This is a genomic window from Actinomadura rugatobispora, assembly GCF_042656285.1.
GTDB classification, from domain to species: Bacteria; Actinomycetota; Actinomycetes; order Streptosporangiales; family Streptosporangiaceae; genus Spirillospora; species Spirillospora rugatobispora.
The window spans coordinates 154,940-178,105 of sequence record NZ_JBHSON010000003.1 but is presented as its reverse complement, the minus strand read 5'-3'; the positions used below and the strand labels follow the sequence as shown (position 1 = coordinate 178,105).

The following is a 23,166-nucleotide window of genomic DNA, read 5'->3' as shown; positions in this document are numbered from 1 at the left end:
AGTGCTGTGACTGCTTCTGCGCCACCGGACGTGGGGGGAATGCATGATGACGCGCTCCTAGGTCGTTGTCTTTAAGACAGTTCTGCAGCCACCTGCTCCATCAAGATGCGGGACTCGTTGGGGCCGAGGGCCCGGGAGCGGAGGTGGTCGAAGAGGTCGACGTAAGCATTGACATCGGAGGGATCCTCCAGGTAGATGCTTCCTCGTCTGTATTGAAGGTACACGACGTCCGGATCAGCGGGCTCAGGGAACCTGAGGACGTTGCAGGGGCCTTCCATGGAAGGGTGGGCACCTGCGCTGTAGGGCAGTACGACGATGTTGATGTGGTTGAGGCGGGAGAGCCTGATCAGGTGGTCCAACTGCTCCTTCATGGTTTCAGGTGGGCCGACTGTTCTACGTAGCACGGCTTCGTTGAGTACTGCCCACAACTTCGGTGCGTCGTCGCTGGTCAGCCGTTCTTGACGCTTCTTTCGGAGAGAGACCTGACGGTCGATTTCTTCTTTCGTAGGTTGTTGTATGTCGGCGAGAAGCATTGAGTTGATGTATTCCTCAGCCTGCAGGAGGCCGGGGACAGCTTCGGACTCGTAGGTGAGGATCTCGGCTGCCTCTTCCTCCAAGCCGACGTAGACCTCGAACCACTCGGGGATGGATCCCGAGTACTGGTGCCACCAGCCGCGCTGGCGGCTCTGGCGGGCGAGGGTGACGAGGACCTCGGCGCGTTCGTCGTCCAGGCCGTAGAACCGGCAGAGGGCCATGATGTCGGCGACCTTCGGGGCGTGGGTCGCGGCCTCGATGCGGCTGACCGTGGCCGGGGCGATGTCGGCGAACCTGGCCGCCTCCTCCCGGGTCTTGCCCGCCTCCTTGCGGAGCCTCCGCATCTCTGACGCGAGTCGACGCCTGCGCACGGTGGGGCTCGTTCGACTTGCCATTCTTGCTCCCTTCTGGGGGGATTTGCCGCCCGCCGGACCATGATTTTTTGATCGGGCTCACTCTTATGGGTTTACAAAATCCGTGGGCTCAATCCACACTCTGAACCATAGCGACCATCACGCACGGTGCGGGTGTGATCACGGAAGATAGTCGTGATCGCGGCGGTGTGCCGTGCCCGGCGAAGGGGCGGCCTGGCGGTGACGGCGGATACACGACCGCATGCGGTGCGGTTCGGCCTTCTGGCCCATCTCTGTTTCAAGCTCAAGGAACGGCAGGGTTGCGGCTCGCTGCTCGTCCACCCCCGGCAGGGCGAGGCGGTGCTGTACGTGCCGTACACGGAGCGGCAAGGGCGGCTCGGGGTGGCGGCGGTTGATCATCGCGGGCGTTGGCTTTACGCCTTCGGCGACCAATGGAACGTCGCGGGCGATGTCGCCGGGACCGCTGCAGCGATCGCGTGGGCGGTGGGGCTGCGGTGACCCGGCGGCATCTTGGGACGTGTGTCGTCCCCTCGGCGGCGGCGCACGTGGCGATCGGGCGGCGCTGGCTGCGCGGCACGATCGAGTCGCTACCTGGTTTCGGTGACGGTGCTGGCGACGACGCCGTCCTGCTGCTGTCGGAGGCCCTGACCAACGCGATCGTGCACGGTGGCGGCGAGGTCGTCGAGGTCGACGCCTTCTTCGAGGACGGGGCGCTGCGGGTCGAGGTCGTCGACGGCGGTGGCGGCGGCGTCCCGCGGTTCAGTGAAGAGCCGTGCGGGGAGGGCGGACGAGGGCTGCCCATCATGGAGGCGGTCGCCCGGAAATGGGGCTACGAGGCCGCGGACGGTGGCCGCCTGCGGGTGTGGTTCGAGATCACCTTCCTCTGAACGCATGCAGTACTGGTTTGGTGGAGTCATTTACCTTGCTAGCGTGCTTGCCATGTCGGATGCCCTGCCCGATCCGCGGGCGTCGCACGGGGACCGGGACCGTGTCGTGGACGCGTTGCGAATCGCCGCCGGTGACGGTCGGCTCGATGCCGAGGAACTCGACGTCCGGGTGGGGCGTGCGCTGGCGGCCCGGACGCTCGGCGAGCTGGCCGAACTCACCGCTGACCTCGTGGTCGCGGCCGACGATGTACTCGTGGTCCAGCAAGGGGGCGGCAAGTATGCGAAGGAGGGGCGGTGGCGGGTACCCGCGCGCATCGAGCTTCGCACGCAACTGTGCCGGGTCACCCTCGACTTCACCCAGGCGGAGATCACAGCGAGCGTCCTGCGTATTGACGCGGAGATGGTGCACGGGAAGCTGGTCATCGTCGGTTCGCCGGGCATCGTGATCGACACTGACGGGCTCAACCGCACGTACTCCAAGGTCAAGCTTCATTCCAAGGACGTCGCCGCCGATCCCCTTCTCCGCATCGAGCTCGTCGGCACGCTCGTCCACGCGAAGGTCATCGAGCAGCGGCCGCGACGTTAGCCTGAGGCCAGGCGCGCCGTAACGCCGCCCGGGGCGGCCACCGGCCTTCGATGGCGTCGTAGGCCGCCCGGGTGGTGTCCAGAGGAGGAAGACTCGATCACGGGTGAGGACCCTGATCCGCGTAGTCCGGCCTCCGTACGGTTGCGGCGCCCTCGGGACGGGCGATACCGCAGCGAGGGCCTGACCGACTCGGCCCCCGATCGTGCGACGGGCCGGACAGTCGTCCCGAACTACATCATCCTGGACAACCTCGCCGTGGGGACCCGGCGGTATCTGGGGACGTGGGTCGTCCCCTCGGCGGCGGCGAACGTGGCGGCCGGGCGGCGCTGGCCGCGAGGCAGGATCGGGCCGCTGCTCTGTTCCGGGGATGGTGCGTGCGAGGACGCGTCCCGCTTCTGTCGAGGGCCCTGACCAACGCGATCGTGGACGGTGGCGGCGAGGTCACCCACGGCGGGGCGGTGTCCTGCGGTTCGAGATCTCCTTACCCTGAACGCCCTTCCTGCCGCGGGTTGTCAGTCCCACTTACTAGATTGACCGCATTGGTCACGTTGTGCGGTCGGGGATGGCATCGTGGGCAATGGGTGTGCAGGGTCGATTTCGGAGAGCGTGATGGCCAAACGCCAGGGCATGTGGGCGGATCTGCAACGGGAACGGGCGCGGCGGCAGCGGCTCGAACAGCAATTGCGGAGATCACGGGAGCAGGCGCTTGCCCGGGAGAACCGCGAGCGGGAGAAGGCCCGGCGGGAGGCCGAGCGGCAGGCCGCCGCCAACGAGCGGGAACGCAGGCGGCTCTACGTCGAGCAGCGTAAGGCGGAGGCCGAGGAGAAGGGCGTCGACCTCGATACGCGGGTGGCGAGGCTGGAGACGCTGTTGGCCGATGGGATCGGCGGGACGCGATCGTTCGGGTTCGCCGCGTTCAAGAAGGCGGTCGAGCCGCCGCCGTTCGACCCGCAGGGGCTGGACGTGCCGGTCGATGAACCGGCGTGGGCGGACGTGGCTCCCCGTCCGCCCGGCGCGGTGGTGGGGCGCCTTTTCGGTGGCAACGCCCGGTACGAGCGGGAGGTCGCCGCGGCGCGCGAGGAGCATGAGCGCCGCCGTGCCCAGTACACGGAGGCCGAGGAGCGGCGCCGTCGGCGGTTGGCCGAACTCCGTGCCGAGCACGCGCGGCGGGTGGAGCGGGCCGCGGACGAGACGCGGCGGCAGAACGCCGAGGTCGACGAGTTCGAGCGGGCCTTCCGCGCCGGGGAGCAGGAAGCGGTCGCGCAGTACTTCACACTCGTGCTCGACTCGGCCGAATATCCGGACGGGTTCCCGCACCGCTTCCGCGTCGTCTACCGGCCGGAGCCCAAGGAACTGGTGATCGACTACGAGTTGCCCGGCCAGGACGTCGTCCCCGCCGACCGTGGCTACAAGTACGTCCAGACACGCGATGCGATCGAGCCGCTCGTCCGGCCGCTCAAGGAGATCAAGACGCGGTACGCCTCCGTCATCGCCCAGGTCGCGCTGCGCACGCTGCATGAGGTCTTCGCCGTCGACGTCCCGGACATCGTCGCGGCGGTCACCTTTGGCGGGTACGTGCGGACCAAGGACAGGGCTACCGGCCGTCCGATCAGGCCCTACCTGCTCAGCGTGGCCGCGACGCGCGAGGTGTTCGCCGGACTCGTCCTGGCCGATCTGGATCCCGTCGCGTGCGTCAAGCAAAAGCTTGGCGCGCTCGTCTCGCCGCACCCCTACGACCTGGAGGCGGTCCGGCCCATGGTCGACTTCGAGGCGCTGCTCAAGCAGTTCGCGTTCGTGGAGGGCATGGACGCCGTCGCCGGGCTGGACAGCCGCCCTGATCTGCTGGATCTGACCCCCGCCGAGTTCGAGCACCTGGTGCGTCAGCTCTTCGAGGCGATGGGGATGAAGTCGTGGGTCACGCAGGCGTCCAAGGACGATGGCGTCGACGGCGTCGCCACCAACGAAGACCCGATCTTCGGCGGGCTGTGCATCATCCAGGCCAAACGGTACCGAGGTGCCGTCGGCGTCGACGCCGTACGCGAGCTGGCGGGGACGATGGAGGACAAGCACGCCACCAAGGGCATCATGGTGACGACGTCCTGGGTCACCAAGGGCGGGCACGAACACGCCCGACGCCATGGCCGGATGCAGGTCATCGAGAACGAGGAGTTGAAGTTCCTGCTCAAAGAACATCTGGGCCTGGACGTTCTCATCAGCCTTCCCAAGCGGCCGCCCAAGCGATCGTGAACTGCGAGGGGCGTGTGGTCCCTTTACGGCCGCCGGTGTGGCGGCCTCTCGATGGCGAGCGTGCTCGCGAGGGGACGAGGTGATGTGCGGCTTCGTCCACTCGCTGCAGCGGGATGCGTGGTCTGACCAGCGGCGTGAGCGCGGCCGCATCCGCGGAGAGAAGGGCATCCGCAGCACTCTGGTGTACATCACCTCCGCGCCATCGAAGGACCAGGAGGTCATCCCGTGAGCATCCGGCGAACACATCGCGCGCTGCTGAGTCAGCTGCTGCCCGTCGACGACCCGGACGATCTGGCTGTGCGCCGGGGACAGTTCCACACCGTCGTCATCGGCTCGGACCGGGTCGTGTGCCTGCCTCGTACCCGGGCGGCGGCCGAGCGGTTGCCGCAGCGCGTGGCCGCTCTCCGTGCACTTGCCGGGTTCGACCTCGGCTTCCGCACACCTGAGCTGCTGCTGCAGGGCGGAGACCCGCCGTTCCTGGTGCTGAGCCGCATCCCCGGCGAACCGCTGACGGCCGACGCGCTCGACGATGGCCGCGTGGCCGGCGCCGTGGCGGCGCAGTACGCCGCGCTGCTGGCCGCTCTGGCCCTGCCTCAGGCACCGGAAGACCGGTGGCGGTACTTCGCGGAATGCGTGCGCGCGGAGCTGTTCCAGCTCATGTCCGACCACGGGCGTCTGCGGGCCGATCGGGAACTCGCAGCGCTCGACGGCCTTCCCCACCTCACCCGAGCAGTGGTGCACGGTGACCTCGGCGCCGAAAACGTCCTGTGGGAGTGGACGCACGGACTGCCGCGCCTGGCCGGAGTACTCGACTGGGACGACGTCACACTCGGCGACCAGGCCGAGGACCTCGCGGCCATCGGCGCCGGCAACGGCCGCGACCTCCTGGAGCGGGTACTCGCCTTGGGCGGCTGGTCCAACGACGGACTCACCACCCGCATTGCCGCGATCCGCGGGACGTTCGCCCTGCAGCAAGCCCTCTACGCCCTCCGCGACGGCGACGAAGAAGAGCTGGCGGACGGCCTGACCGGCTACCGCTGACGCGAACGTTCCCGGACACAGGTTCACCAGCTGCCCTCGAAGAAGGCCAGGAGAGCCGGTGCAGGGTCCGCCGCGGTGGCCGTGTTCGCCACGGCGATGACGATCATGGCCAGTGACAGCAGCGCCGACAGGACGCCGAACGATCCCAGCACGCGCTTGGCGGACGGCTCCGTTCTCGCGAATCTGATCCACAGCATTGTGCTGACGGCGATGAGGAAGGCTGCCACGATCGCGGCTATCACGGCCATCGCCACGTGGTAGCGGGCGAAGTCGCTGATCATCACTTCGAGTGCGGGCGGGGTGTGGCCACCCGCGCCCGGGTAGCCGGCCAGTTGCTGCCGGACTTGATCGAGCGTGCCGGTGGGCTCTGCGCCGGCCGTCAGCATCGGCAGCAGCGAGGCGTAGGGCGCGGCCGCGCCCTGGATGTTGGCCATCGTCGCCAGCAGCGAGGACACTGCGAGCATCGTGACGAGGACGCCGGCCGAGGCGAGAGCGGCTCTCTTTCCTCGACCGTCGGCCTTCAGGAACGCCTTCCAGACGAGGGTGCCGAGCGCGACGAGCACGACCAGCAGGACCGCGGCGATCGCCGCCTTGGCCAGGTGGTAGCGGAACCAGTAATCGACGACCCTCTCCAGGTCCGGGGACAGATCCCGGTCGCCGGAACTCCAGTACCCGGTGAACGACTCGCGGAGGGCTTCGACGAGGTCGCGGCTACCGGCGAAGTCGCCCGCCAGCATGCGGGGAGCCGCGACGAAGGCGGCGGCCAGGGCCACGGCCAGGACCGCGAGCACGGAAAGAGCGCGACCAGGGATACCCGCGGATCGCGGCAGGGCTGCATGAGCAGACATGTTCCTCGCCTTTTGAGCAGGTAGGGACTCCGTGGAGCATGACGCTCTGGGGAAACCATCCGCATCAGGCCGTGGCGTGATTCGCGCATCGCTCCCCGGCATGACCAGGCCGACTCTCTGGTCTACTGGGCCGATGGACGAGCGCGGGCCGGACGCCGACGTGGTGGCCCGCTGGCGGTGGGTGTACGACTATCCCGACGATCCGCCGGGCGGCTTCGTCTTCGGCGAGATGGTCCTGTACGCGGACGGGACGCTGCTGCGCCGTTACGGCGATGGCGGGCTGCCGTGGGCCCCGGTTTTGTGGTGGCCGGGTGAACGCGACCCCGGCCGCGCCGCCGCCCTCCTGGCCTCTCGCGGCTACGGCCTCCATCCCGCCTGAGGTTTTTTTCTGGGGCGTCGCGGTTTCTTCGCGTGCAAATCGTGATTATGCGGGCACTTTTTCTGGTGATCAACTATTGGCCGCTAGATCGACTCTAACTGGGTGATGTGGTTCTCCGGCCGGGACATGGCGTCGCGGCATGCCTACTTGAAAGCGGGCAAACTGCATGATCAACCGCAATCCCTTCCGTAGGGATAAAGGTCGTGAAGAGTGGATATTCCAGGAGGTGGAGCGCGCGGTCCGCAGCGCGGCCCGCAAGTTCAGGCTCTCTCGAAGCGATGCCGACGATCTCGTCGGTGACGTCCTCGAGTCGCTGTACAGGAATCCTGAGCGGCTCGGTGACCTGGTGGACAGGGAGGTTCTGGCGGGCTACGCCTACACGGCCGCCGTTCGCAGGGTCGTCAAGAATCTGCGGCGGAGCGCGAAGTGGAACGAGATCCCTCTCGATTCGGTTCGCGTGGCCGGGCCCGAGGAGACGGGTGCGGTCGCGACCCGGATCGACGTCCGGAACGCCGTCATGGGGCTCTCCGGGACGCTCGCGGCGGTCGTGCTCGCGCGACACTTCCTGGGAATGACATTTTCCGAAATAGCGCAGAAGTTCGATGTGCCCGAGGCGACGGTCAAAAGCCGTTACCGCAAGGCGCTGACCGAACTGGCGAAGGTCATTCCGGACCCGAACGATGACGCTGGAAGGTGAGGACATGGCAGACCTCGACTGGGAGGCCGGGTTCGCGGCCCGGCTGGACGTTCTGGCGGCCGAGGACAAGAGGGAGTTCGTTCGGGAGTTCTGCGACGGCGCGGCCCCCGCGGGGCCCGTGCCGTCACCGCGCGGATCCGGCCGCCGCGCGCGCTGGGGGTTCAAGACGGGCGTGCTGGCGGGCGTCACGGCGACCGGGTTGGCGCTGGGTTCACTCGGTGTGGCCTATTACGTCCTCGGCCCGGCCGATCACAAGTCCGGGTCCATGCACCTGGCGGATCCGGGCCGTTCGGACGACCCTGGCGGGCCGAGGAGGAGCATCCGGATCTCGTGGCCCGACAAGGAGTTCGTGACCGACGGAACCACCGGCCGTCCGCGGGCGGGGGCGGGGGCGGAGGGCATCCGGATCGGCGGCCGGACCTACACCTCGGGGTGGGTGCTCAGCGGCGGCGCCGTCGCGGCCGAGCGCGTCATCGACTTCGAGACCTCCGTGGCGCGGGGCGACCTGACCGCGGTGGTCGCCGCGCTCGGAACCTCGGAGCCATGCCGCTGGACCGCGACGGCCGGTGGGGTCCGGAAGAGCGTGCGCGCTTCCGCCGGGGGCCACGAAGCCTTCTCCCTGCCGATCGACCGCTCCACCGACGGTGTCACGGTGCGGGTGGAGAGGGAGTCGCCGCAGGCCGGACGGCCGGAGGGCTCGTGCGTCATGGCGGGCATCAAGGTGCAGGGCCGTCCGGCCGTCCCGGACGAGCGTGTCAAGCCCTCGACCACCCCGAAGGACGACCGCCCGCCCGGGAAAGCGGTGGAACGGGTACCGGTCGAGACCTCCAGCGGCCCGGCGCAGCCGTCGCCGCCTGTGGAGTCGCCGTCGGCGGAGCCCGTCCAGCCGGATTCGCAGTCTCCCGCTCCCGCGAACTGAAAGGACCTGTATCCGGATGCTGAATTCCGATGGGACGGTCTGGCGCAAGAGCCGGCGCTGCGAGAAGGGGGAGGCGTGTGTGGAGGTCACGGCCCTGCCCGGCGGCATGGTCGGGGTCCGGGACGGTGCGCATCCTGAGGGCGGCTCCGTGCTGCGGTTCTCCGGTCCCGCGTGGAGAGCGTTCCGCGCGAGCGTCGGCACCACCGTCCAGGCGCGCCGGTGAAGATCTCGCTACTTGGTTCATACGGAGGCGCAATCTTCCGGAAATGCGGTGTACCTAGCGTCTGTCAGCGCGTTGCCGCGCTCGGCGAGGCCCGTGAAACGCAGCCTTGCTCGCTGGCGGCCGCTCGATGGTGAGCGCGCTCACGAGGGGATGGGGCCGATGAGGGCCGAGTCTGCTGGGGCCGGGGCATGAGTCCCCGCCATCGTGCGCCGGTTCAGGAGAAGGGCCGGGGTGCGGGCGGGCGGCGCAGGTTCGCGCCGGCCCGCACGATCCGGGCGCGGCTGGCGCTCATCCTGGCCGTGCCGACGGTGTCGCTGGTGGTGCTGGCCGGGGCCGGTGTCGCGGGGCAGGCGCGGGTCGCGGCCGACGCCGAGGCGACGGTACGGGACGTCACGCTGGTGCTGGCCGCCCAGGAGCTCATCCACTCGCTGCAACGGGAACGCGGTCTGACCAGTGGCCTGCTCGGCGGCGCGGGCGGGTACCGGGCGCAGGTGGACGCGCAGCGCCGCGAGTCCGACCGGTACCGCGCCGATCTCGGCGTCGCGGCGCGGGCACCGGACGGTACGGCGCGGGCGGTGCGGGGTGCGCTGGGGCGGCTGGGCACGCTGGGGTCGGTCCGGGGGCTGGTCGACTCGGGGCGGATGGGCCGTACCGAGACGCTCGACTTCTACACCGGGGCGATCACCGCGCTGGCCGGGGCCGCCGCGGCCGACTCGGCGGCCCGGCAGGACCGCGCGCTGCGGCTCGGGCTGGAGGCGCTGAACGTGCTCGGCGACGCCAAGGAGGCGACCGCGCTCGAACGCGGCCACCTGAACGGGGTGTTCGCCGCCGACCGGTTCACCCAGGACGACTACCGGCGGTTCTCGGAGGTGCGGGCCGCGAAGGTGAACGCGCTGGCCCGGTTCGGGCGGGTGGCGACGCCGGGGCAGGCGGCGGCGCTCCAGGCGGCGCGGGCGACCCCGGCGGCGGGCACGGCCGACGTCTACGAGCGGCGCGCGCTGGACGGGACGAACGGCGGGCGGCTGGGCGTCGACGCGGCGCGCTGGTGGGACGCGATGACGGTCCTGGTGGACGACCTGCGCGCCGTCCAGCACCGGATCGGCGCGGACGTGCGGGAGCGGGCGCTGGACGTGCGGGCCGGCGCGCGCCGGACGCTGGTGCTGTACTCGGCGGGCGCCGCCGCGGCCCTGCTCGTCGCGGTGCTGCTGTGGCTGTACACGTTCCGGTCGGTGGTGCGGCCGCTGCGGCTGCTGGCGGCGGAGGGCCGGGAGGCGTCGGAGCGGCGGCTGCCGTCGGCGGTGGCGCGGATCCGGGCGGCCGAGGATCCCGGGACGGTGGTGGTGGACGCGTCGCGGTCGGCGCTGACCCGGCGGGCGGACGAGTTCGCGGAGGTGGCCGAGGCGCTTGAGGACCTGCAGCGCACCGCCGTGCGGCTGGCCGTCGAGCAGGCGGTGATGCGGCACAACACCGCCGAGTCGCTGGCCAACCTGGGGCGCCGCAACCAGAACCTGGTGCGCCGCCAGCTCGGTTTCATCAGCGCGCTGGAGCGCAAGGAGGAGGACCCGGGCGCGCTGGCGGACCTGTTCGAGCTCGACCATCTGGCGACCCGGATGCGCCGGAACGCCGAGAGCCTGCTGGTGCTGGTGGGCGAGCACAGCCCGCGGCGCTGGTCCGGGACGGTCCCGGTCGGGGACGTGCTGCGGTCGGCGTTCGCGGAGGTGGAGGACTACCGGCGGGTGGTGCTGCGGCGCGCGGACGAGGCGGCGGTGCGGGGGTCGGCGGCGGCGGAGATCTCCCATCTGCTGGCCGAGCTGATCGAGAACGCGCTCTCGTTCTCGCCGCCGGACATGCAGGTGGAGGTGCAGGCGCGGGCCGACGCGACGGGCTACCACATCGCGATCGTCGACCAGGGGATCGGGATGGCGCCCGAGGCGATGGCCACGGCCAACGCGCGGCTGCGCGGCGAGCAGAACTTCCTGGTGAGCCCGGCCCGCGATCTGGGCCACTACGTGGTGGGACGGCTCGCGGCGCGGCTGGGCGTCCGGGTGTGGCTGCACGACTCGCCGCTGAACGGGGTGTCGGCGCGGGTCGTGCTGCCCCCGAGCCTGCTGGTGGAGCCCGAGCCGCCCGCGCCGGAGCCGGTGCCGGAGCCGGTGCCCGTGCTGGCGGTGGCGGGTGAGCGGGGGCGGGCGGTTGACGTCGTGGCGGTGATGCCGCCGCCCGGCGACGTGGCCACGACGCGGAACGGCCTGGTCAAGCGCCGTCCGCGCGAGCAGCCCCTGCGGCGTCCGGTGCGTCCTCGGGAGGCGCCGTCCAGACCCGCCGACGATCCGGCGCGCAGGCCGGACGAGGTGCGCTCGATGCTCAACGACTTCCGGGCGGGTGTGCACCGGGCCGCCGAGCGGCGCCCCGGCGAGGAGGAGGGTGAGGACCGATGACCCAGGTGGCGGCGGAGGCGCAGAGCTTCAACTGGCTGCTCGGCAATTTCGTGCGGAACACCGACGGCGTGACCGACTCGGTGGCGGTGTCGTCGGACGGGCTGCTGATGGCGATGTCGGACGGCCTGGACCGGGACGGCGCCGAGCAACTGGCCGCGATCGTGTCCGGCGTGACCAGCCTGGCCCGCAGCGCGTCCCGGCACTACGACTTCGACGGCCTGAAGCTGGTGATGATCGAGATGCGCCGCGGGTTCCTGCTGGTGTCGGCGATCTCGGACGGGAGCTGCCTGGGCGTGGTGGCGACGGCGGGCTGCGATCTCGGCCTGGTGGGGCACGAGATGGCGACGCTGTGCGACCGGTTCGGCGGGCTGCTGACGCCGCAGATGGTGACCGAGCTGAAGAACCAGGTGCTGCGGCGGGCGGCGCCGAGATGACCGCTCCGGACGACGGGTTCGACGGCGACGGGGGGTTCGTGCGGCCGTTCATCGTGACGGGCGGCCGGACCCGTCCGGTGGACGGGCGGCTGCGGGTGGAGACCGTGATCAGCGCGCCGCCGTCCGCGCTGTCGGCGCCGCTGGGGTTCGAGCGGCGGCGGATCGTGGAGACCTGCCAGCGTCCGGTGGCCGTCGCGGAGGTGGCGCACGCGCTGCGGGTGCCGGTGGGGGTGGCGCGGGTGCTGATCGCCGATCTCGTCGCGGAGGGCCTGGTGACGGTGCACGAGCACGTGACGGGCCTGGCGGGCGCCGCGGGCGGCGACGGTCCTTCCCTGTCGCTGCTGGAGAGGATCCGTGACGGTGTCCGTGCGCTCTGAGCCCGCGGCGGGCCGGATGGTCTCCGCGAAGATCGTCGTCTCCGGCGGGTTCGGGGTCGGGAAGACGACCTTCGTCGGCGCGATCTCCGAGATCCGCCCGCTGACCACGGAGGCGGCGATGACCGAGGCGGCGGCCGGGGTGGACGACGCCTCGGCCGTGACCGGGAAGACCACCACGACCGTGGCGTTCGACTTCGGGCGGATCACGCTGGACGGGAGCGTGGTGCTGTACCTGTTCGGCACGCCCGGTCAGGAGCGGTTCGCGTTCCTGTGGGACGACCTGGTCGAGGGCGCGCTCGGGGCGGTGGTGCTGGTCGACACCCGCCGGATCGACCAGGCGTTCCCGTCCGTGGACTTCTTCGAGGAGACGGGCGTCCCGTTCGCCGTCGGCGTCAACCACTTCGACGGTTCCCGCGTGTTCGACGTGGACGAGGTGCGCGAGGCGCTGGGCGTCGCGGAGCACGTGCCCGTGGTGCCCTGCGACGCCCGTGACCGCGAGTCGGTGAAGGGCGTGCTGGTGGCCCTGCTCGACGACGTCATCATGGGCACCGCCGCCGTCCGCTAGCCGGAGGAGGCCGGGCAGGAGGTGTCGCGTGCCGGGACCTTCAGGTCGGTGAGGTAGGCGTTGACGGTGTTCTCCATGCAGGGGCCGCTGGTGGCGCTGCCGTGGCCGTGCCCTTCGTAGGTGAGGAGCACGCCGCCGCGGCCGAGCTGCCGGGCGACGGATCGGGCTCCGGCGTGGCCGGTGGCGGGGTCGTGCCGCGCGTTCGACAGCAGGATCGGCGGGGCGCCGTCCACCTTGAGGCGGTGCTGCGGGTTGGTGGCGGGGGCGCCCAGGCACGCGGTCGTGATGCGGAGGGGGAGCAGGTACGGCATGTCGGGTGCGGCGGTGTTCAGCGTCCGTACGAGCGAGGCGTACTCGCGGTGGTCGCGGACGGGAAGCCGCCAGTCCGAGCAGAAGATCGGGGCCGTGGGCGGGAGGGGGGAGAGGGCGGTGGGCGCGGCGGGCAGCGGCGTGCTCGCCTCCATCGCGGCGATCGTCCTGGCGAGACCGGCGAAGTCGGCGGTGTAGAAGGCGCGGAAGGCGATCACGTTGACCAGGTCGATCGAGGAGATGCGGGTCCCGGGCTTCTTCGGGTGCTCCAGCTCGCCGCGTTCGGCGCGGGCGAGCAGCGTCTTCCAGGTCGCGCGCACGTCGCGGCCGTGCAGGGCGCAGCCTTCGTTGGCGCCGCACCATTTCACGAACTCGTCGAAGGAGTCCTGCGCCGCGATCCCCTGGTCGCGCAGCAGCGCGCGCGCTGTCGGGAGGCTGTGGTCGAGCACGCTCTCCAGGACCATGGCGCGGATCCGGTGCGGGTAGGTCTCGGCGTACTGGGCGCCCAAAACCGTCCCGTACGAGCTGCCGTGGAAGGTCAGCTTCGGTTCGCCGAGGGCGGCCCGCAACGCCTCCAGGTCCCGGACGGTGTGGGCGGTGTCCAGGTGGTCGAAGACCGGGCCGGTGCGCTCGCGGCAGTCGGCGCGCAGTTCGGCGTTGTAGGCGAGGGTGGCCGCGAAGTCGGCCTGGCCGTCCATCTTCGGTGAGGGGCGCCGGGCGAGCAGGTCGCCGGAGCAGGTGATCGGGTTGCTGTCGCCGACGCCGCGCGGGTCGAAGCTGACGATGTCGAAGCGGCGCCGGATCTCGGGGCTGAACCTGCCGATGCCGGTCACGACGCGGTCGACGCCGCTGTCGCCCGGGCCGCCGGGGCCGAACACCAGCGTTCCGACGCGTTCGCCGGGGCCGGTGGCCGTGCGGCGGGCGAGTGCGAGGCCGAGCTTGGGGCCGTCTGGACGCTCCCAGTCGACGGGCACGGAGAGCGTGGCGCACTCGGCGCCGGGGTTCTCCGGGTCGTCGCACGGGGACCACGCCAGGCGCGAGGCGGCGGCGGGCGCGGCGTTCGGCACGGCGTTCGTCACGGCGGGTGCCGCGTGCACGGTGAAGGCGGTGACGGCGGCGGCGCCCGCGGTGAGCCCGGCGGCCGCGCCGAGCCATCGTCCAAGGATCGTCATGCCGCCCGAACCTACTCTACAGAGACTTCTTTGCAAAGCTTTCTCTGCAATTCACGAGTTCTCATGCGACGTTAAGAATCGTCCGATGCCCCGTTGAGGTCCGCGTCGCACCGTTGCGTGAGAAGGCGGAACGAACGGGGAGGACGCCTTGACCACGACCTACGACGCCGAGCGCCGGATCCTGGTGGCCTGCGACGACCACGAGGCGCGCGCCGCGGTGGAACGCGCGCTGCGCTTCGGCGGCTACACGGTGGAGACCGCCCGCGACGGGCTGGAGACGATGGAGGCGATCGACCGCGCCCGTCCCGACGCCGCGGTCCTGGACGCGCGGCTGCCGTACCTGGACGGCCTGGACGCGTGCCGGATGCTGCGCCTGCGCGGTGACGACCTGCCCGTCCTGCTGCTCGGCTCCCGCCACGGCCTGCGCGACCGGATCGACGGCCTGGAGGCCGGGGCCGACGACCACCTCGCCAAACCGGTCCAGCCGGAGGAACTGCTGGCCCGGCTCCGCATCATGCTGCGCCGCGCCCGGCGCTACGACCGCGAGCCGGAACCCGGGGAGGTCCCGCGGTTCGCCGGCCTGCCGCTGAACGCCGGCCCCCGCGAGGGCCGCCGGCGCCGCGAACCCGAGGTGGTCACCGGCTGGTGAGCGTCCAGGTGAACGCGGCCGCGATCGGGTAGTGGTCGGACAGCATCTCGTCGTCGGCGGTCCGGAAGCGGGCGTCGTCGTTGGAGTAGCCGGTGAGGCGCAGGCCGACGGTGCCGCTCCCACGGAAGAGGATCTTGTCGACGACCTCGCACGCGTCGGTGACGGCGGCGTCGTCGCAGACCAGCGCCGGGTCTCCGGCCGGGGGCGGGTCGCCGCCGCGCTCGGCGGCGACCCACGCGTCGGTGAGGCCGCCCGCCGTCACCAGGTCGCGGATGTTATCGCCCGCGCGCGTGTAGCGGGTGTTGGTGTCGCCCGCCACGATGACCGCGTTGCCCGCCGAGTGCGCCGTGATGTACGAGGCGAGCTGGGTGATGTTGGCCCTGCGCGCGGCCAGGTCGGCGTTCGTGGACCCCGCGTTCGCGTGGACGTTGTAGAGGTCGATCACGGCGCCCTCGGCGAGCCGGAGCCGTTTGAGGGTGAAGCCCTTGGGCGTCAGGCAGTCGAAGCCGTTGCAGGAGGTCCACTTCACGCGGGTCAGGCCGGTGAAGGGGTGGTCCGACATCGTGTTGAGGCCGCTGCCGAACAGGACGCCGCCGCTGGTGGGCGTCCGGTGCGGATGCCGGTCGGTGCTGTAGAGGTCGGCGTGGTAGTTGAAGTCCTCCTGGACGTTCACCACGTCGTAGGCGTTCACGCGCTCGCCGATCGGCTTGGTGTTCTGCGCCGGGTTCCCGCCGGAGATCGGCTCGGGCAGGCCCGCCACGTTGTAGGCCAGGACCGTCAGGGTCCCGCCGGTGGCGGCCGCCGCCGGGGCGGGGACCATCGCCGCCGCCACGGCGAGGGCCGCCGCCAGCCGGGTCGTCGTTCTCGCGCGCATGTCGTCCCTCCGGGGGGCAGGGGCCGGGCACGGTTCAACCCGCGTACCGATCAATCTCGCCCGGCGGCGGGCTCCCGGGAAAGGGACGAAGGTGACAAATTTCGTTCGGTGGTCGTGCGGGCGGCCGGGTGCACGGCACGGGCCGACAGCGCCATGAGCCCCGCCAGCGCCGCCACCAGGCCCAGCGCCGGGCCGAGCCCGATCAGCTGGGCGACCGCGCCGATCAGCGGGGGACCGGCGATGAACCCCAGGTAGCCGCAGGTCGAGACGGTCGCGATCGCGGGTCCGGGCGCGTCGGTGACGTGCGCGGCGGCGGTGAACACCACCGGGACCACGCACGCCAGCCCCAGCCCCAGCGCGGCCAGCCCGGCCAGGGCGGCCGGGGCCGTGCCGACCGCCAGCGCGGCGCCCAGCGCGGCGGCGGCGACCCCGCCCAGGACGCCGACGACCCGGACCGGCCCGACGGCCGTGACCAACCGGTCACCGGCGAGCCGCCCGACGGTCATCGCCACCGCGAACGCCGCGTACCCGGCCCCGGCCGTGCCCGCCCCCGTGCCCAGCGTGTCGCGCAGGTAGACCGCGCTCCAGTCGGCCACCGCGCCCTCCGACAGCAGCGCGGCGAACGCGAGCGCGCTGAGCAGGAGCAGCCGCCCGGTCGGGCGGGCCAGCGCGGGGCCCCGCGCCTGCGCGTCGTGGTCGGCGGGCAGCAGCCCCCGGGTGGCCGCCAGCCCCGCCACCAGCGCGATCGCGCCGCCCCCGGCCAGATGGACGGTCACGGGCACCGACAGGTGCGCCGCCACCGATCCCGCCGCCGCGCCCGCCAGCGCGCCGCCGCTGAAGGCCGCGTGCAGCCCGGACATGATCGGGCGGCCGTAGAGGCGCTGGACGGTCATGCCCGCGCTGTTCATCGCCACGTCCAGGCACCCCATCGCCGCGCCCCACGCGGCCAGCGCGGCGAACAGCGCGGGCCCGGACGGCGCGGGCCCCACCAGGGCGGGCAGGGCGCAGAACGCGGCCAGCGAGACCCGCGTCACCGGGCGGCTGCCGAGCCGGACGACCAGCACCCCGGCCGCCATCATCGCGATCACCGCGCCCAGCGCCGGGCCCGCCAGCGCGGCGCCCAGTTCGGCGTCGCCGAGCCCGAGCGCGGCCTTGACCTCCGGAATGCGCGGCAGCCACGAGGCGAAGACCGCGCCGTTGAGCGCGAACACCGCCGCCACGGCCCGCCGGGCCCTGCGCGTTTCGGGCATCACCGTCCCCCGCATCGCTCCCACCTCCCCGTTTCCTCGGGTTGACCGGTAAACAAGACGAGCCTACGGGTAGTCTGGTTTACCGGTCAAACGGAGAACGAACGGGGACACCATGGCCACCTTGCGGGACGTGGCGCGCGCCGCGGGCGTGTCGCACACCACCGTCTCCAACGCCTACCACCGCCCCGGCAAGCTGTCGGCCGCCGTGCGCGAGCGGGTGTTCCAGGCCGCCCGCGAGCTCGGCTACCACGGCCCCGACCCGCTCGCCGCGGGCTTGGCCACCCGCCGCGTCGGCGCCCTGGGCGTCCTGTTCACCGAGGCCCTGGCCTACGCGTTCACCGACCCGGCCGCCGTGCTGTTCCTCCAGGGCGTCGCCGGGACGAGCGAGCTCGCCGACGTCGGCCTCACCCTCATCCCCGCCCCGCCCGAATCGCCCGCCTCCGGGGCCACCGCCACCGACGCCGTGAGCCGCGCCGTCGTGGACGGCTTCCTCGCCTACTCCCTCTCCGACGACCACCCCGGCCTCGTCGCCGCCCGCGCCCGCGGCCTGCCCCTGGTGGTGGTGGACGAGCCCGAGCTCCGGCCCGGCGACAGGGAGCCCTACATCGGCGTCGACGACCGCGACGGCGCCCGGCAGGCCGCCGCGCACCTCACCGGCCTCGGCCACGAGCGGATCGCGGTGCTGGCCGACCGGCTCGCCGCCGACGCCCGCTCCGGCCCCGCCGACCGGGCCCGGCTGGAGGCCATCGGCTTCGCCGTCGCCCGCCTCCGCATCGCCGGATACCGCGACGGGCTGCCCGCCGGGCGCGCCGTCCCGGTCGTCGAGTGCGGCGGCAACACCGCCGACCTGGGCCGCGCCGCCGCCCGCGCGCTCCTCGACCAGCCGTCCGGGCGGCGCCCCACCGCGATCCTGGCGATGACCGACCGGCTCGCCCTGGGCGTCCTGGACGCCGCCCGCGAGCTGGGCCTGGACGTCCCCGCCGACCTGTCGGTGGTCGGCTTCGACGACCTGCCGCTGTCGGTCGGCGCCAGCCCGCCGCTCACCACCGTCCGGCAGCCGCTGGTGGAGAAGGGCCGGCTCGCCGCCCGCACGCTCCTCGACCTGATCGCGGGCACGGCCCCGGCCGCGCAGAGCCTCCTGCTGCCCGCCGGGCTGGTCGTCCGCGACACCACCGCCCCGCCGCCCGCCGCCTCCTGAGGGGGAGATGTCGGAGGCCCTCGGTACGGTGCGGGGGCATGGAGGAAGACGTGATCGTCCTGCCCGGCATGTGGCGTGGCCTGGTGCATCCACGGCGCGGGACGCCGGTCGAGCACCCGGTGCGGATCGACCCGGAGGCCGCCGGGGCCGTGCGGGAGCTGACCCGGGCGGCCGAGCCCGTGATCGAGACGATGCTCCGGCAACCCGTCACCGACCCGGAGATGGCCGGGGCGGTACGGGCGTGGCTGCGGGGCGAGCCCGACCCGGTCGGCGCGGCGGCCGTCGCCTCCATCCTCGTCACGTGCACCGGCGTCGACGACGCGCGCCGCGCCGCGTTCGCGGACGCCTGGGCGAGCGAGCACGGCCTGCCCTTCGCGGCCTGCGCGTTCACCGAACTGGTCGGCGTCCAGGTCGGATTCCCCCGGCGGGAACCGCCCCCGTGGGTCGTCGGCAAGCGCGGCCTCGGCCGCGGTATCGTCGCCGTCCCCGGGCCCGAGCGGCACGGCGGGGTGATGCGCGCCGCCTCACCGAGGGATCTCTCCTGGTGGTGGGCCGATGGGGCGTTCATGCGGAGGCTCCGCGCGCTGCTCGCCACCGCGGGCGACGAGGAGTACCGGGAGGCAGTACGGCGGCTCGCCGCCCATCGCGGGGACGGGCTCCGGCGGCTCGCGGTCACCTACCTCGTGCCCACCGAACGGGAGTGGGCGGACGAATGCCTCACCGAGGACCGTCCTCACGTGTCGCGGGCCACGCACCTCCAGTACTTCTGCTCCCTCTCCACCGCCGAGCAGGCCGCCGACGTGTGGGCGCAGCCGCTGGTGTCCTGGGACGAGGGGCGGCCGGAGATCCTCGCCACCCTGCTGCACGGCGGCGGAACGGCCACCATTCCGGTGCTGGCCGCAGCCCTCGGCTACAACTTCCGCAGCTACCCCTCGGCCTGCCGCGAGGTCCTTGAGGCGCTCGCCCTGGTGCCGAGCGACGAGGCGTTGCGGGTGCTGGTGAGTCGGATCCGCGAGAAGGACGCCCTGCCGTGGGTGGCGGCCGCGGCCGAGCGGTTCCCCGCCCAGGCGATCCGGGTACTGGCCGAGGCCACCGGCACGAACACCACCGAGCGGCTCACCATCGAGGGGCTGCTGCGCTCCCGCGTCAACGCCGATCCCGACCTCGCCAAGGCCGTGCTGCCCACGCTGACACCCGAAGGCCGTAAGACCGTCGAGCCGCTGCTGCCCGTCGCCGCCGACGTCCTCGATTCCCCCGATCTGCCCCCGCTGCTGGCCGACCCGCCGTGGACGCGCCGCACCCGCAACCGGGCCAAGCCCGTCGTCCTGGACGGCCTCACGCCGCCCGCCGAAAGCTCCATGCGGTGGGAACCGGGCGAGCACGAGGTCTACGACGAGTTCATGCGGCACCTCCCCGATTGGGCGCGGAAGCCGGACGCCCACTGGGCCGCCGTCGAGACCTGGGCGTCCGAGCGGATGCCCCTCGCCAACCTGTGGCTGCCGGCCGTGATGGCGCGGTTCGGGGCCGACGCCCTGCCGCTGGGGCTGCGCGTCGCCACCGGCGCGCCCGTCCAGCACGGCGCGACGCTGATCCCCTGCCTCGACGCCGACGTGGCCCGCACGATGGCCGACTGGCTCGCCCGGCTCAAGAGCGCCGGGGAGTTCGCCCGCCGCTGGCTACGGCGGCACGGCGTCGCGGCGGTGCCGTACCTCGTCCCGGTCGCGTTCGGAAAGACCGGCCCTGAACGGCGCGGCGCCGAGAGCGCGCTGCGGCTGCTGGCCGAGGAGCACGGCGAGGACGCGGTCAGCGAGGCGGCGGGCGAGGCGGGTTCAGCCGTCCGGGACCTGCTCGCCCTCGACACGCTGGAGATCCTGCCCGGCCGCATCCCCAAGACCGACTGGGCCGACCCCGCCCTGCTGCCTCGGGTGCTGCTGCGCGGGCGGGAGAGCGCCCTGCCCGCCGCCGCGACGCGGCACGTGCTGACCATGCTCGCCATGTCCAAGGCGGACGAGCCCTACGCGGGCGTCGACGTCGTCCGCGAGTTGTGCGACCCGGTGTCGCTGGCCGAGTTCTCCTGGGCGGTGTTCCTCTGCTGGCAGGGGTGCGGCGCGCCCAGCAAAGGCAACTGGGCGCTGACCCAGCTCGGGCTGCTCGGCGACGACACCACCGTGCGGCGGCTCGCGCCCCTCATCCGCGCGTGGCCTGGGGAGAAGGGCACCCCCAGGGCCGTCACCGGGCTGGACGTCCTCGCCCGGATCGGCTCCGACGTCGCGCTCACCCACCTGCACGCCCTCGTCCGCAAGGGCAAGTACGCGGGAATCAAGGACCGGGCCCGCGCGAAGATCGACGAGATCGCCGCCGCCCGGGGGCTGACCTCCGACGAACTCGCCGACCGGGCCGTCCCCGACTTCGGCCTCGACGCCGAGGGCGGCATGACCTTCGACTACGGCCCGCGCCGGTTCGCGGTCGGCTTCGACGAGCAGCTCCGGCCGCACGTCGTCGAGCAGAACGGCAAGACGCGCAAGAGCCTGCCCAAGCCCGGCCCCGCCGACGATCCCGTCCTGGCCCCGGCCGCGCACACCCTCTTCGCCGGGCTCCGCAAGGACGTCAAGGCGGTCGCGGAGGACGAGATCCGGCGGCTGGAGACCGCGATGGTCCAGGGGCGCCGCTGGAGCCCGGACGACTTCCGGCGGTTCTTCGTCACGCACCCGCTGCTGTGGCACATCGTCCGGCGGCTGGTGTGGCTCGCCGAGGACGGCGAGGGCGGGGCGACGGCGTTCCGGATCGCCGAGGACCGCACGTTCGCGGACGTGGACGACGACGCCGTCGAGCCGCCCGAGGGCGCGCGCATCGGCCTCGCCCACCCGGTCCAGCTCGCCGGATCGGTGACCGCGTGGTCGGAACTGTTCGCCGACTACGAGATCCTCCAGCCGTTCCCGCAGCTCGGACGGCCCGTCCACCGCCTCACCGACCAGGAGCGCGCCGCCACCCGCCTGACCCGGCTCGAAGGACGCGTCGCGCCCTACGGCAAGGTGCGGGGCATGGCGCAGTCGAGGTTCCAGGACTGGGGCGGCCGGCTCGTCCGCGCCGACCAGAACGGCCGGTACGTCATCGTGCACATCAGCCCCGGCCTCGGGACCTACTACGCGGGCCAGGGCGACGACCAGACCGTCACCGCGGTCTGGGCGAGCCCCGACCCGCGCGTCACGTCCGAGGACCTCCCGCTCGGCGAGATCCACCCGGTCACGATGAGCGAGGTGATCGCCGACATCCTCCGGATCAGCGACTGACCCCGGCCTCCGTCTCGGTCTCGGAGGCGAGCAGGTCCTGGAGTTCCGCGACGGCCTCCCGCAGCTTCCCGGCGAAGAGGTGCATGGCGCCGGCCACCTTCGCGGGGGTGCTCAGGTAGACGTTGAACCGGTCGGGCAGCAGCACGTACGCCACGCCGATGCAGTCCTCGCTCGTCGACCCGAACCCGAAGTAGCGGATGTTGACCGACGGCGCCGAGCTCGTGCTCAGGTAGTCGTGCCGCATGACCTGCCAGCCCGGCGTCTCGAACAGCGGGAGCGGCCCGGCCACCCCGAGCTCCTCGCCGCGCCGCTGCTGGATCAGCTGCAGCTCCCACAGGTGCTGCTCGGGCGCGTCCCCGGCCTGGCAGTCCTTCGCCCGCCGCACATGCGCCTCCGCGGCGGCCCGGAACGCCGCCCGGCGGGCCTCCTCGCCGGCCGCCGGATCGTCCAGGACCTCGACGAAGCGCAGCGCCTCGGGCGTCACCACGCGCATCGCCTCGGTCCGGCCGTGCTTGAAGTGGCGGGTCGCGATCGACTCGTAGGTGGCGCCCGTGAAGCCCTTCGAGCGCTTGTGGGCGAGCTGGTAGGCCAGCTGCACGAACGCGTCCGGCGAGATCCGCAGCCGCTTGGCCCGGTCGCCGCCGAAGTCGTCGAACGACACCGTTTCCGTCGCGGTGGCCGCGCCGTACGCGGCGAACGCCTCGCCGGCGTCCCGCACGACCTTCCGCAGCTTCTCGTCCAGCGCGAACACGATCGGCCGCACGGCCGGGACGCCCTGCGCCTCGGCGCCCGAACGGGCCGACTGTGCCTCGGCGGGCTCGCCCAGCAGCGCGTCCACGAAGCTGAGGATCGTGGTGCCGTCCAGACCGCAGTGCTCCACGTTGATGCCGGCCGTGCCATCGGCGAAGACGATCAGGGAGACCGCCTTGTCGAACCAGCGGTTGCCACTGCCGCCGTACAGGAGCTCGTCGCAGGCGTCCAGGTCGTCGCGCGGGGCGAGGTCCTCCAGGCAGACGCAGAACAGCGCGGTCTCCACCTCGTCGAGCGAGGCCGCGTTGCCGGGGTCGTGGTCCAGGAGCGCCTCGCGGGCCTCCGCCCACTCCGCCCTGGCCATGGTGGTGAGGTGCCCGACGGGCGCCTCCGGCCGCCGCTCGGCCTCCAGGACCGTGCGGAGGGCGGCGGCGAGCTCGTCCAGGGTGTGCGGGCGGCCGCCCGGCCCCAGCACGTCCACCCGGAACATGTTCCCGCGGAAGAACACCACGATGTGGCGGGCGCGGGACGGGCCGGGCCACTCCTCCGAGTAAGGGACGCGCACGGTGTCCTGCACCACGCCGGGGATCCGGGTGGTGGAGAACAGGAACGTGTTCTGCACCATCGACAGGGGGCGGCCGCGCTGGGTCGCGGGCGGGATGCGCTCCTCGTCCAGCCGCAGCTTGTAGTCGAGCGCGGCGGCGATCAGCCCGGCGGCCCGCTCCACCTGCGGCGACGCGGATCCGCTCAGGGCGGGGTCGTCCTTGAAGAGGAAGAAGAAGTTGGCGTTGAGCGCGATGCGGTCGCGGCGGCCCAGGTAGCGGTACGGCCAGAACGTGTCGAGCCAGCTGTGCACGCCCTCGCTCGCGTCGTACCGCTCCAGCTCCGCCTGCAGCGCGCGGCCGGGGCCGCCGGGGCGCTGGAATTCCTCCAGCGCCGCCCGGGTCTCGGCGAGCTGCGCCTCGTCCAGGAGCGGCGCGCACCAGTCGAGCAGCCGCTCGCAGCTCGCCTCCAGGGAGGGCAGGGGAACGCGGGGCAGGCCATCCTCGTTGCCGAAGGTGCGGGGGGACGGCTCATGATTACTGTTCAATGCGTCGATCCTCGGTCCGGATGGTCTTATCGGCT

General features: G+C 72.3%; 22 protein-coding genes. 16 read left to right on the top strand and 6 right to left on the bottom strand.

The features are described from left to right. Positions 1-71 precede the first annotated feature (71 nt). Positions 72-929, bottom strand: coding sequence for a helix-turn-helix domain-containing protein (locus ACFPZN_RS03035; protein ID WP_378279879.1), 858 nt, complete (start codon positions 927-929; stop codon positions 72-74). Positions 930-1,082: 153 nt separating this feature from the next. Here ACFPZN_RS03035 and ACFPZN_RS03030 point away from each other — a divergent pair, with 153 nt between their 5' ends. The 5 genes from ACFPZN_RS03030 to ACFPZN_RS03010 all read left to right on the top strand — a co-directional run bounded on the left by ACFPZN_RS03030 (position 1,083) and on the right by ACFPZN_RS03010 (position 5,669). Further along, on the top strand, positions 1,083-1,406 hold the full coding sequence (locus ACFPZN_RS03030; protein WP_378279877.1) for a hypothetical protein: 324 nt from the start codon (positions 1,083-1,085) through the stop codon (positions 1,404-1,406). Beyond that, positions 1,403-1,795: an ATP-binding protein gene (locus ACFPZN_RS03025; protein ID WP_378279875.1), complete on the top strand. Its 393-nt coding sequence runs from the start codon at positions 1,403-1,405 to the stop codon at positions 1,793-1,795. Before ACFPZN_RS03030 ends, ACFPZN_RS03025 begins: the two co-directional genes overlap by 4 nt. Before the next feature lie 52 nt (positions 1,796-1,847). Further along, on the top strand, positions 1,848-2,381 hold the full coding sequence (locus ACFPZN_RS03020; protein WP_378279874.1) for a DUF1707 SHOCT-like domain-containing protein: 534 nt from the start codon (positions 1,848-1,850) through the stop codon (positions 2,379-2,381). Between the two features lie 609 nt (positions 2,382-2,990). Then, positions 2,991-4,628, top strand: a complete 1,638-nt coding sequence (locus ACFPZN_RS03015) for a restriction endonuclease (protein ID WP_378279872.1) — start codon at positions 2,991-2,993, stop codon at positions 4,626-4,628. A gap of 225 nt (positions 4,629-4,853) precedes the next feature. Further along, positions 4,854-5,669, top strand: a complete 816-nt coding sequence (locus ACFPZN_RS03010; RefSeq protein WP_378279870.1) for a phosphotransferase family protein — start codon at positions 4,854-4,856, stop codon at positions 5,667-5,669. Between the two features lie 23 nt (positions 5,670-5,692). Here ACFPZN_RS03010 and ACFPZN_RS03005 read toward each other — a convergent pair whose 3' ends face one another. Then, positions 5,693-6,460: a hypothetical protein gene (locus ACFPZN_RS03005; protein ID WP_378279868.1), complete on the bottom strand. Its 768-nt coding sequence runs from the start codon at positions 6,458-6,460 to the stop codon at positions 5,693-5,695. Between the two features lie 190 nt (positions 6,461-6,650). On the opposite strand from ACFPZN_RS03005, the gene ACFPZN_RS03000 reads away from it, so the two are divergent. From ACFPZN_RS03000 to ACFPZN_RS02965, 8 genes are all read left to right on the top strand, one after another. Beyond that, on the top strand, positions 6,651-6,896 hold the full coding sequence (locus ACFPZN_RS03000; RefSeq protein ID WP_378279867.1) for a hypothetical protein: 246 nt from the start codon (positions 6,651-6,653) through the stop codon (positions 6,894-6,896). Positions 6,897-7,062: 166 nt separating this feature from the next. Then, positions 7,063-7,593 carry an RNA polymerase sigma factor gene (locus ACFPZN_RS02995; RefSeq protein WP_378279866.1) on the top strand — a complete coding sequence of 177 codons (531 nt, stop codon included), beginning with the start codon at positions 7,063-7,065 and terminating at the stop codon, positions 7,591-7,593. 4 nt (positions 7,594-7,597) lie between these two features. Beyond that, positions 7,598-8,512 carry a hypothetical protein gene (locus ACFPZN_RS02990; RefSeq protein ID WP_378279864.1) on the top strand — a complete coding sequence of 305 codons (915 nt, stop codon included), beginning with the start codon at positions 7,598-7,600 and terminating at the stop codon, positions 8,510-8,512. A 16-nt stretch (positions 8,513-8,528) separates the two neighbouring features. Further along, positions 8,529-8,735: a DUF397 domain-containing protein gene (locus ACFPZN_RS02985; RefSeq protein ID WP_378279862.1), complete on the top strand. Its 207-nt coding sequence runs from the start codon at positions 8,529-8,531 to the stop codon at positions 8,733-8,735. Positions 8,736-8,923: 188 nt separating this feature from the next. Beyond that, the gene (locus tag ACFPZN_RS02980) at positions 8,924-11,173 is read left to right on the top strand and encodes a sensor histidine kinase (protein ID WP_378279860.1); all 2,250 of its coding nucleotides are present in this window, start codon (positions 8,924-8,926) and stop codon (positions 11,171-11,173) included. Then, the gene (locus ACFPZN_RS02975; protein WP_378279859.1) at positions 11,170-11,607 is read left to right on the top strand and encodes a roadblock/LC7 domain-containing protein; all 438 of its coding nucleotides are present in this window, start codon (positions 11,170-11,172) and stop codon (positions 11,605-11,607) included. Before ACFPZN_RS02980 ends, ACFPZN_RS02975 begins: the two co-directional genes overlap by 4 nt. Further along, positions 11,604-11,984, top strand: a complete 381-nt coding sequence (locus ACFPZN_RS02970) for a DUF742 domain-containing protein (protein WP_378279857.1) — start codon at positions 11,604-11,606, stop codon at positions 11,982-11,984. The genes ACFPZN_RS02975 and ACFPZN_RS02970 overlap by 4 nt, the downstream gene beginning before the upstream one ends. Positions 11,985-12,000: 16 nt before the next feature. After that, positions 12,001-12,549 (top strand): GTP-binding protein, encoded by a 549-nt coding sequence (locus ACFPZN_RS02965; RefSeq protein ID WP_378279952.1) that lies wholly within the window; start codon positions 12,001-12,003, stop codon positions 12,547-12,549. Here ACFPZN_RS02965 and ACFPZN_RS02960 read toward each other — a convergent pair. Beyond that, entirely contained in the window at positions 12,546-14,030 is a 1,485-nt protein-coding gene (locus tag ACFPZN_RS02960; protein WP_378279855.1) for an alpha/beta hydrolase, read from the bottom strand. The two genes, ACFPZN_RS02965 and ACFPZN_RS02960, sit on opposite strands and share 4 nt — an antisense overlap. Before the next feature lie 148 nt (positions 14,031-14,178). Between ACFPZN_RS02960 and ACFPZN_RS02955 the strand changes: the two genes are divergently transcribed. Further along, positions 14,179-14,679 (top strand): response regulator transcription factor, encoded by a 501-nt coding sequence (locus ACFPZN_RS02955; RefSeq protein ID WP_378279853.1) that lies wholly within the window; start codon positions 14,179-14,181, stop codon positions 14,677-14,679. Here the strand turns inward: ACFPZN_RS02955 and ACFPZN_RS02950 are convergent. Both ACFPZN_RS02950 and ACFPZN_RS02945 read right to left on the bottom strand, forming a co-directional pair. Continuing rightward, positions 14,666-15,553 carry an exonuclease/endonuclease/phosphatase family protein gene (locus ACFPZN_RS02950; RefSeq protein WP_378279851.1) on the bottom strand — a complete coding sequence of 296 codons (888 nt, stop codon included), beginning with the start codon at positions 15,551-15,553 and terminating at the stop codon, positions 14,666-14,668. The genes ACFPZN_RS02955 and ACFPZN_RS02950 overlap by 14 nt on opposite strands. Positions 15,554-15,603: 50 nt before the next feature. After that, entirely contained in the window at positions 15,604-16,818 is a 1,215-nt protein-coding gene (locus ACFPZN_RS02945; protein WP_378279849.1) for an MFS transporter, read from the bottom strand. Between the two features lie 97 nt (positions 16,819-16,915). On the opposite strand from ACFPZN_RS02945, the gene ACFPZN_RS02940 reads away from it, so the two are divergent. Both ACFPZN_RS02940 and ACFPZN_RS02935 read left to right on the top strand, forming a co-directional pair. After that, positions 16,916-18,001, top strand: coding sequence for a LacI family DNA-binding transcriptional regulator (locus ACFPZN_RS02940; RefSeq protein ID WP_378279847.1), 1,086 nt, complete (start codon positions 16,916-16,918; stop codon positions 17,999-18,001). 38 nt (positions 18,002-18,039) lie between these two features. Beyond that, positions 18,040-21,291 carry a DUF4132 domain-containing protein gene (locus tag ACFPZN_RS02935; protein WP_378279846.1) on the top strand — a complete coding sequence of 1,084 codons (3,252 nt, stop codon included), beginning with the start codon at positions 18,040-18,042 and terminating at the stop codon, positions 21,289-21,291. Here ACFPZN_RS02935 and ACFPZN_RS02930 read toward each other — a convergent pair. After that, complete coding sequence (locus ACFPZN_RS02930) at positions 21,281-23,131, bottom strand: choline/carnitine O-acyltransferase (protein ID WP_378279844.1); 1,851 nt, start codon at positions 23,129-23,131, stop codon at positions 21,281-21,283. The genes ACFPZN_RS02935 and ACFPZN_RS02930 overlap by 11 nt on opposite strands. Positions 23,132-23,166: the final 35 nt, after the last annotated feature.

Excerpts from the sequence above, each read along its gene's own strand:
- ACFPZN_RS03035 (WP_378279879.1), bottom strand. The coding sequence starts at position 929 with ATGGCAAGTCGAACGAGCCCCACCGTGCGCAGGCGTCGACTCGCGTCA.
- ACFPZN_RS03020 (WP_378279874.1), top strand. The coding sequence starts at position 1,848 with ATGTCGGATGCCCTGCCCGATCCGCGGGCGTCGCACGGGGACCGGGAC.
- ACFPZN_RS03015 (WP_378279872.1), top strand. The coding sequence starts at position 2,991 with ATGGCCAAACGCCAGGGCATGTGGGCGGATCTGCAACGGGAACGGGCG.
- ACFPZN_RS03000 (WP_378279867.1), top strand. The coding sequence starts at position 6,651 with ATGGACGAGCGCGGGCCGGACGCCGACGTGGTGGCCCGCTGGCGGTGG.
- ACFPZN_RS02995 (WP_378279866.1), top strand. The coding sequence starts at position 7,063 with ATGATCAACCGCAATCCCTTCCGTAGGGATAAAGGTCGTGAAGAGTGG.
- ACFPZN_RS02990 (WP_378279864.1), top strand. The coding sequence starts at position 7,598 with ATGGCAGACCTCGACTGGGAGGCCGGGTTCGCGGCCCGGCTGGACGTT.
- ACFPZN_RS02985 (WP_378279862.1), top strand. The coding sequence starts at position 8,529 with ATGCTGAATTCCGATGGGACGGTCTGGCGCAAGAGCCGGCGCTGCGAG.
- ACFPZN_RS02980 (WP_378279860.1), top strand. The coding sequence starts at position 8,924 with ATGAGTCCCCGCCATCGTGCGCCGGTTCAGGAGAAGGGCCGGGGTGCG.
- ACFPZN_RS02975 (WP_378279859.1), top strand. The coding sequence starts at position 11,170 with ATGACCCAGGTGGCGGCGGAGGCGCAGAGCTTCAACTGGCTGCTCGGC.
- ACFPZN_RS02970 (WP_378279857.1), top strand. The coding sequence starts at position 11,604 with ATGACCGCTCCGGACGACGGGTTCGACGGCGACGGGGGGTTCGTGCGG.
- ACFPZN_RS02965 (WP_378279952.1), top strand. The coding sequence starts at position 12,001 with ATGGTCTCCGCGAAGATCGTCGTCTCCGGCGGGTTCGGGGTCGGGAAG.
- ACFPZN_RS02960 (WP_378279855.1), bottom strand. The coding sequence starts at position 14,030 with ATGACGATCCTTGGACGATGGCTCGGCGCGGCCGCCGGGCTCACCGCG.
- ACFPZN_RS02950 (WP_378279851.1), bottom strand. The coding sequence starts at position 15,553 with ATGCGCGCGAGAACGACGACCCGGCTGGCGGCGGCCCTCGCCGTGGCG.
- ACFPZN_RS02945 (WP_378279849.1), bottom strand. The coding sequence starts at position 16,818 with ATGCGGGGGACGGTGATGCCCGAAACGCGCAGGGCCCGGCGGGCCGTG.
- ACFPZN_RS02940 (WP_378279847.1), top strand. The coding sequence starts at position 16,916 with ATGGCCACCTTGCGGGACGTGGCGCGCGCCGCGGGCGTGTCGCACACC.
- ACFPZN_RS02935 (WP_378279846.1), top strand. The coding sequence starts at position 18,040 with ATGGAGGAAGACGTGATCGTCCTGCCCGGCATGTGGCGTGGCCTGGTG.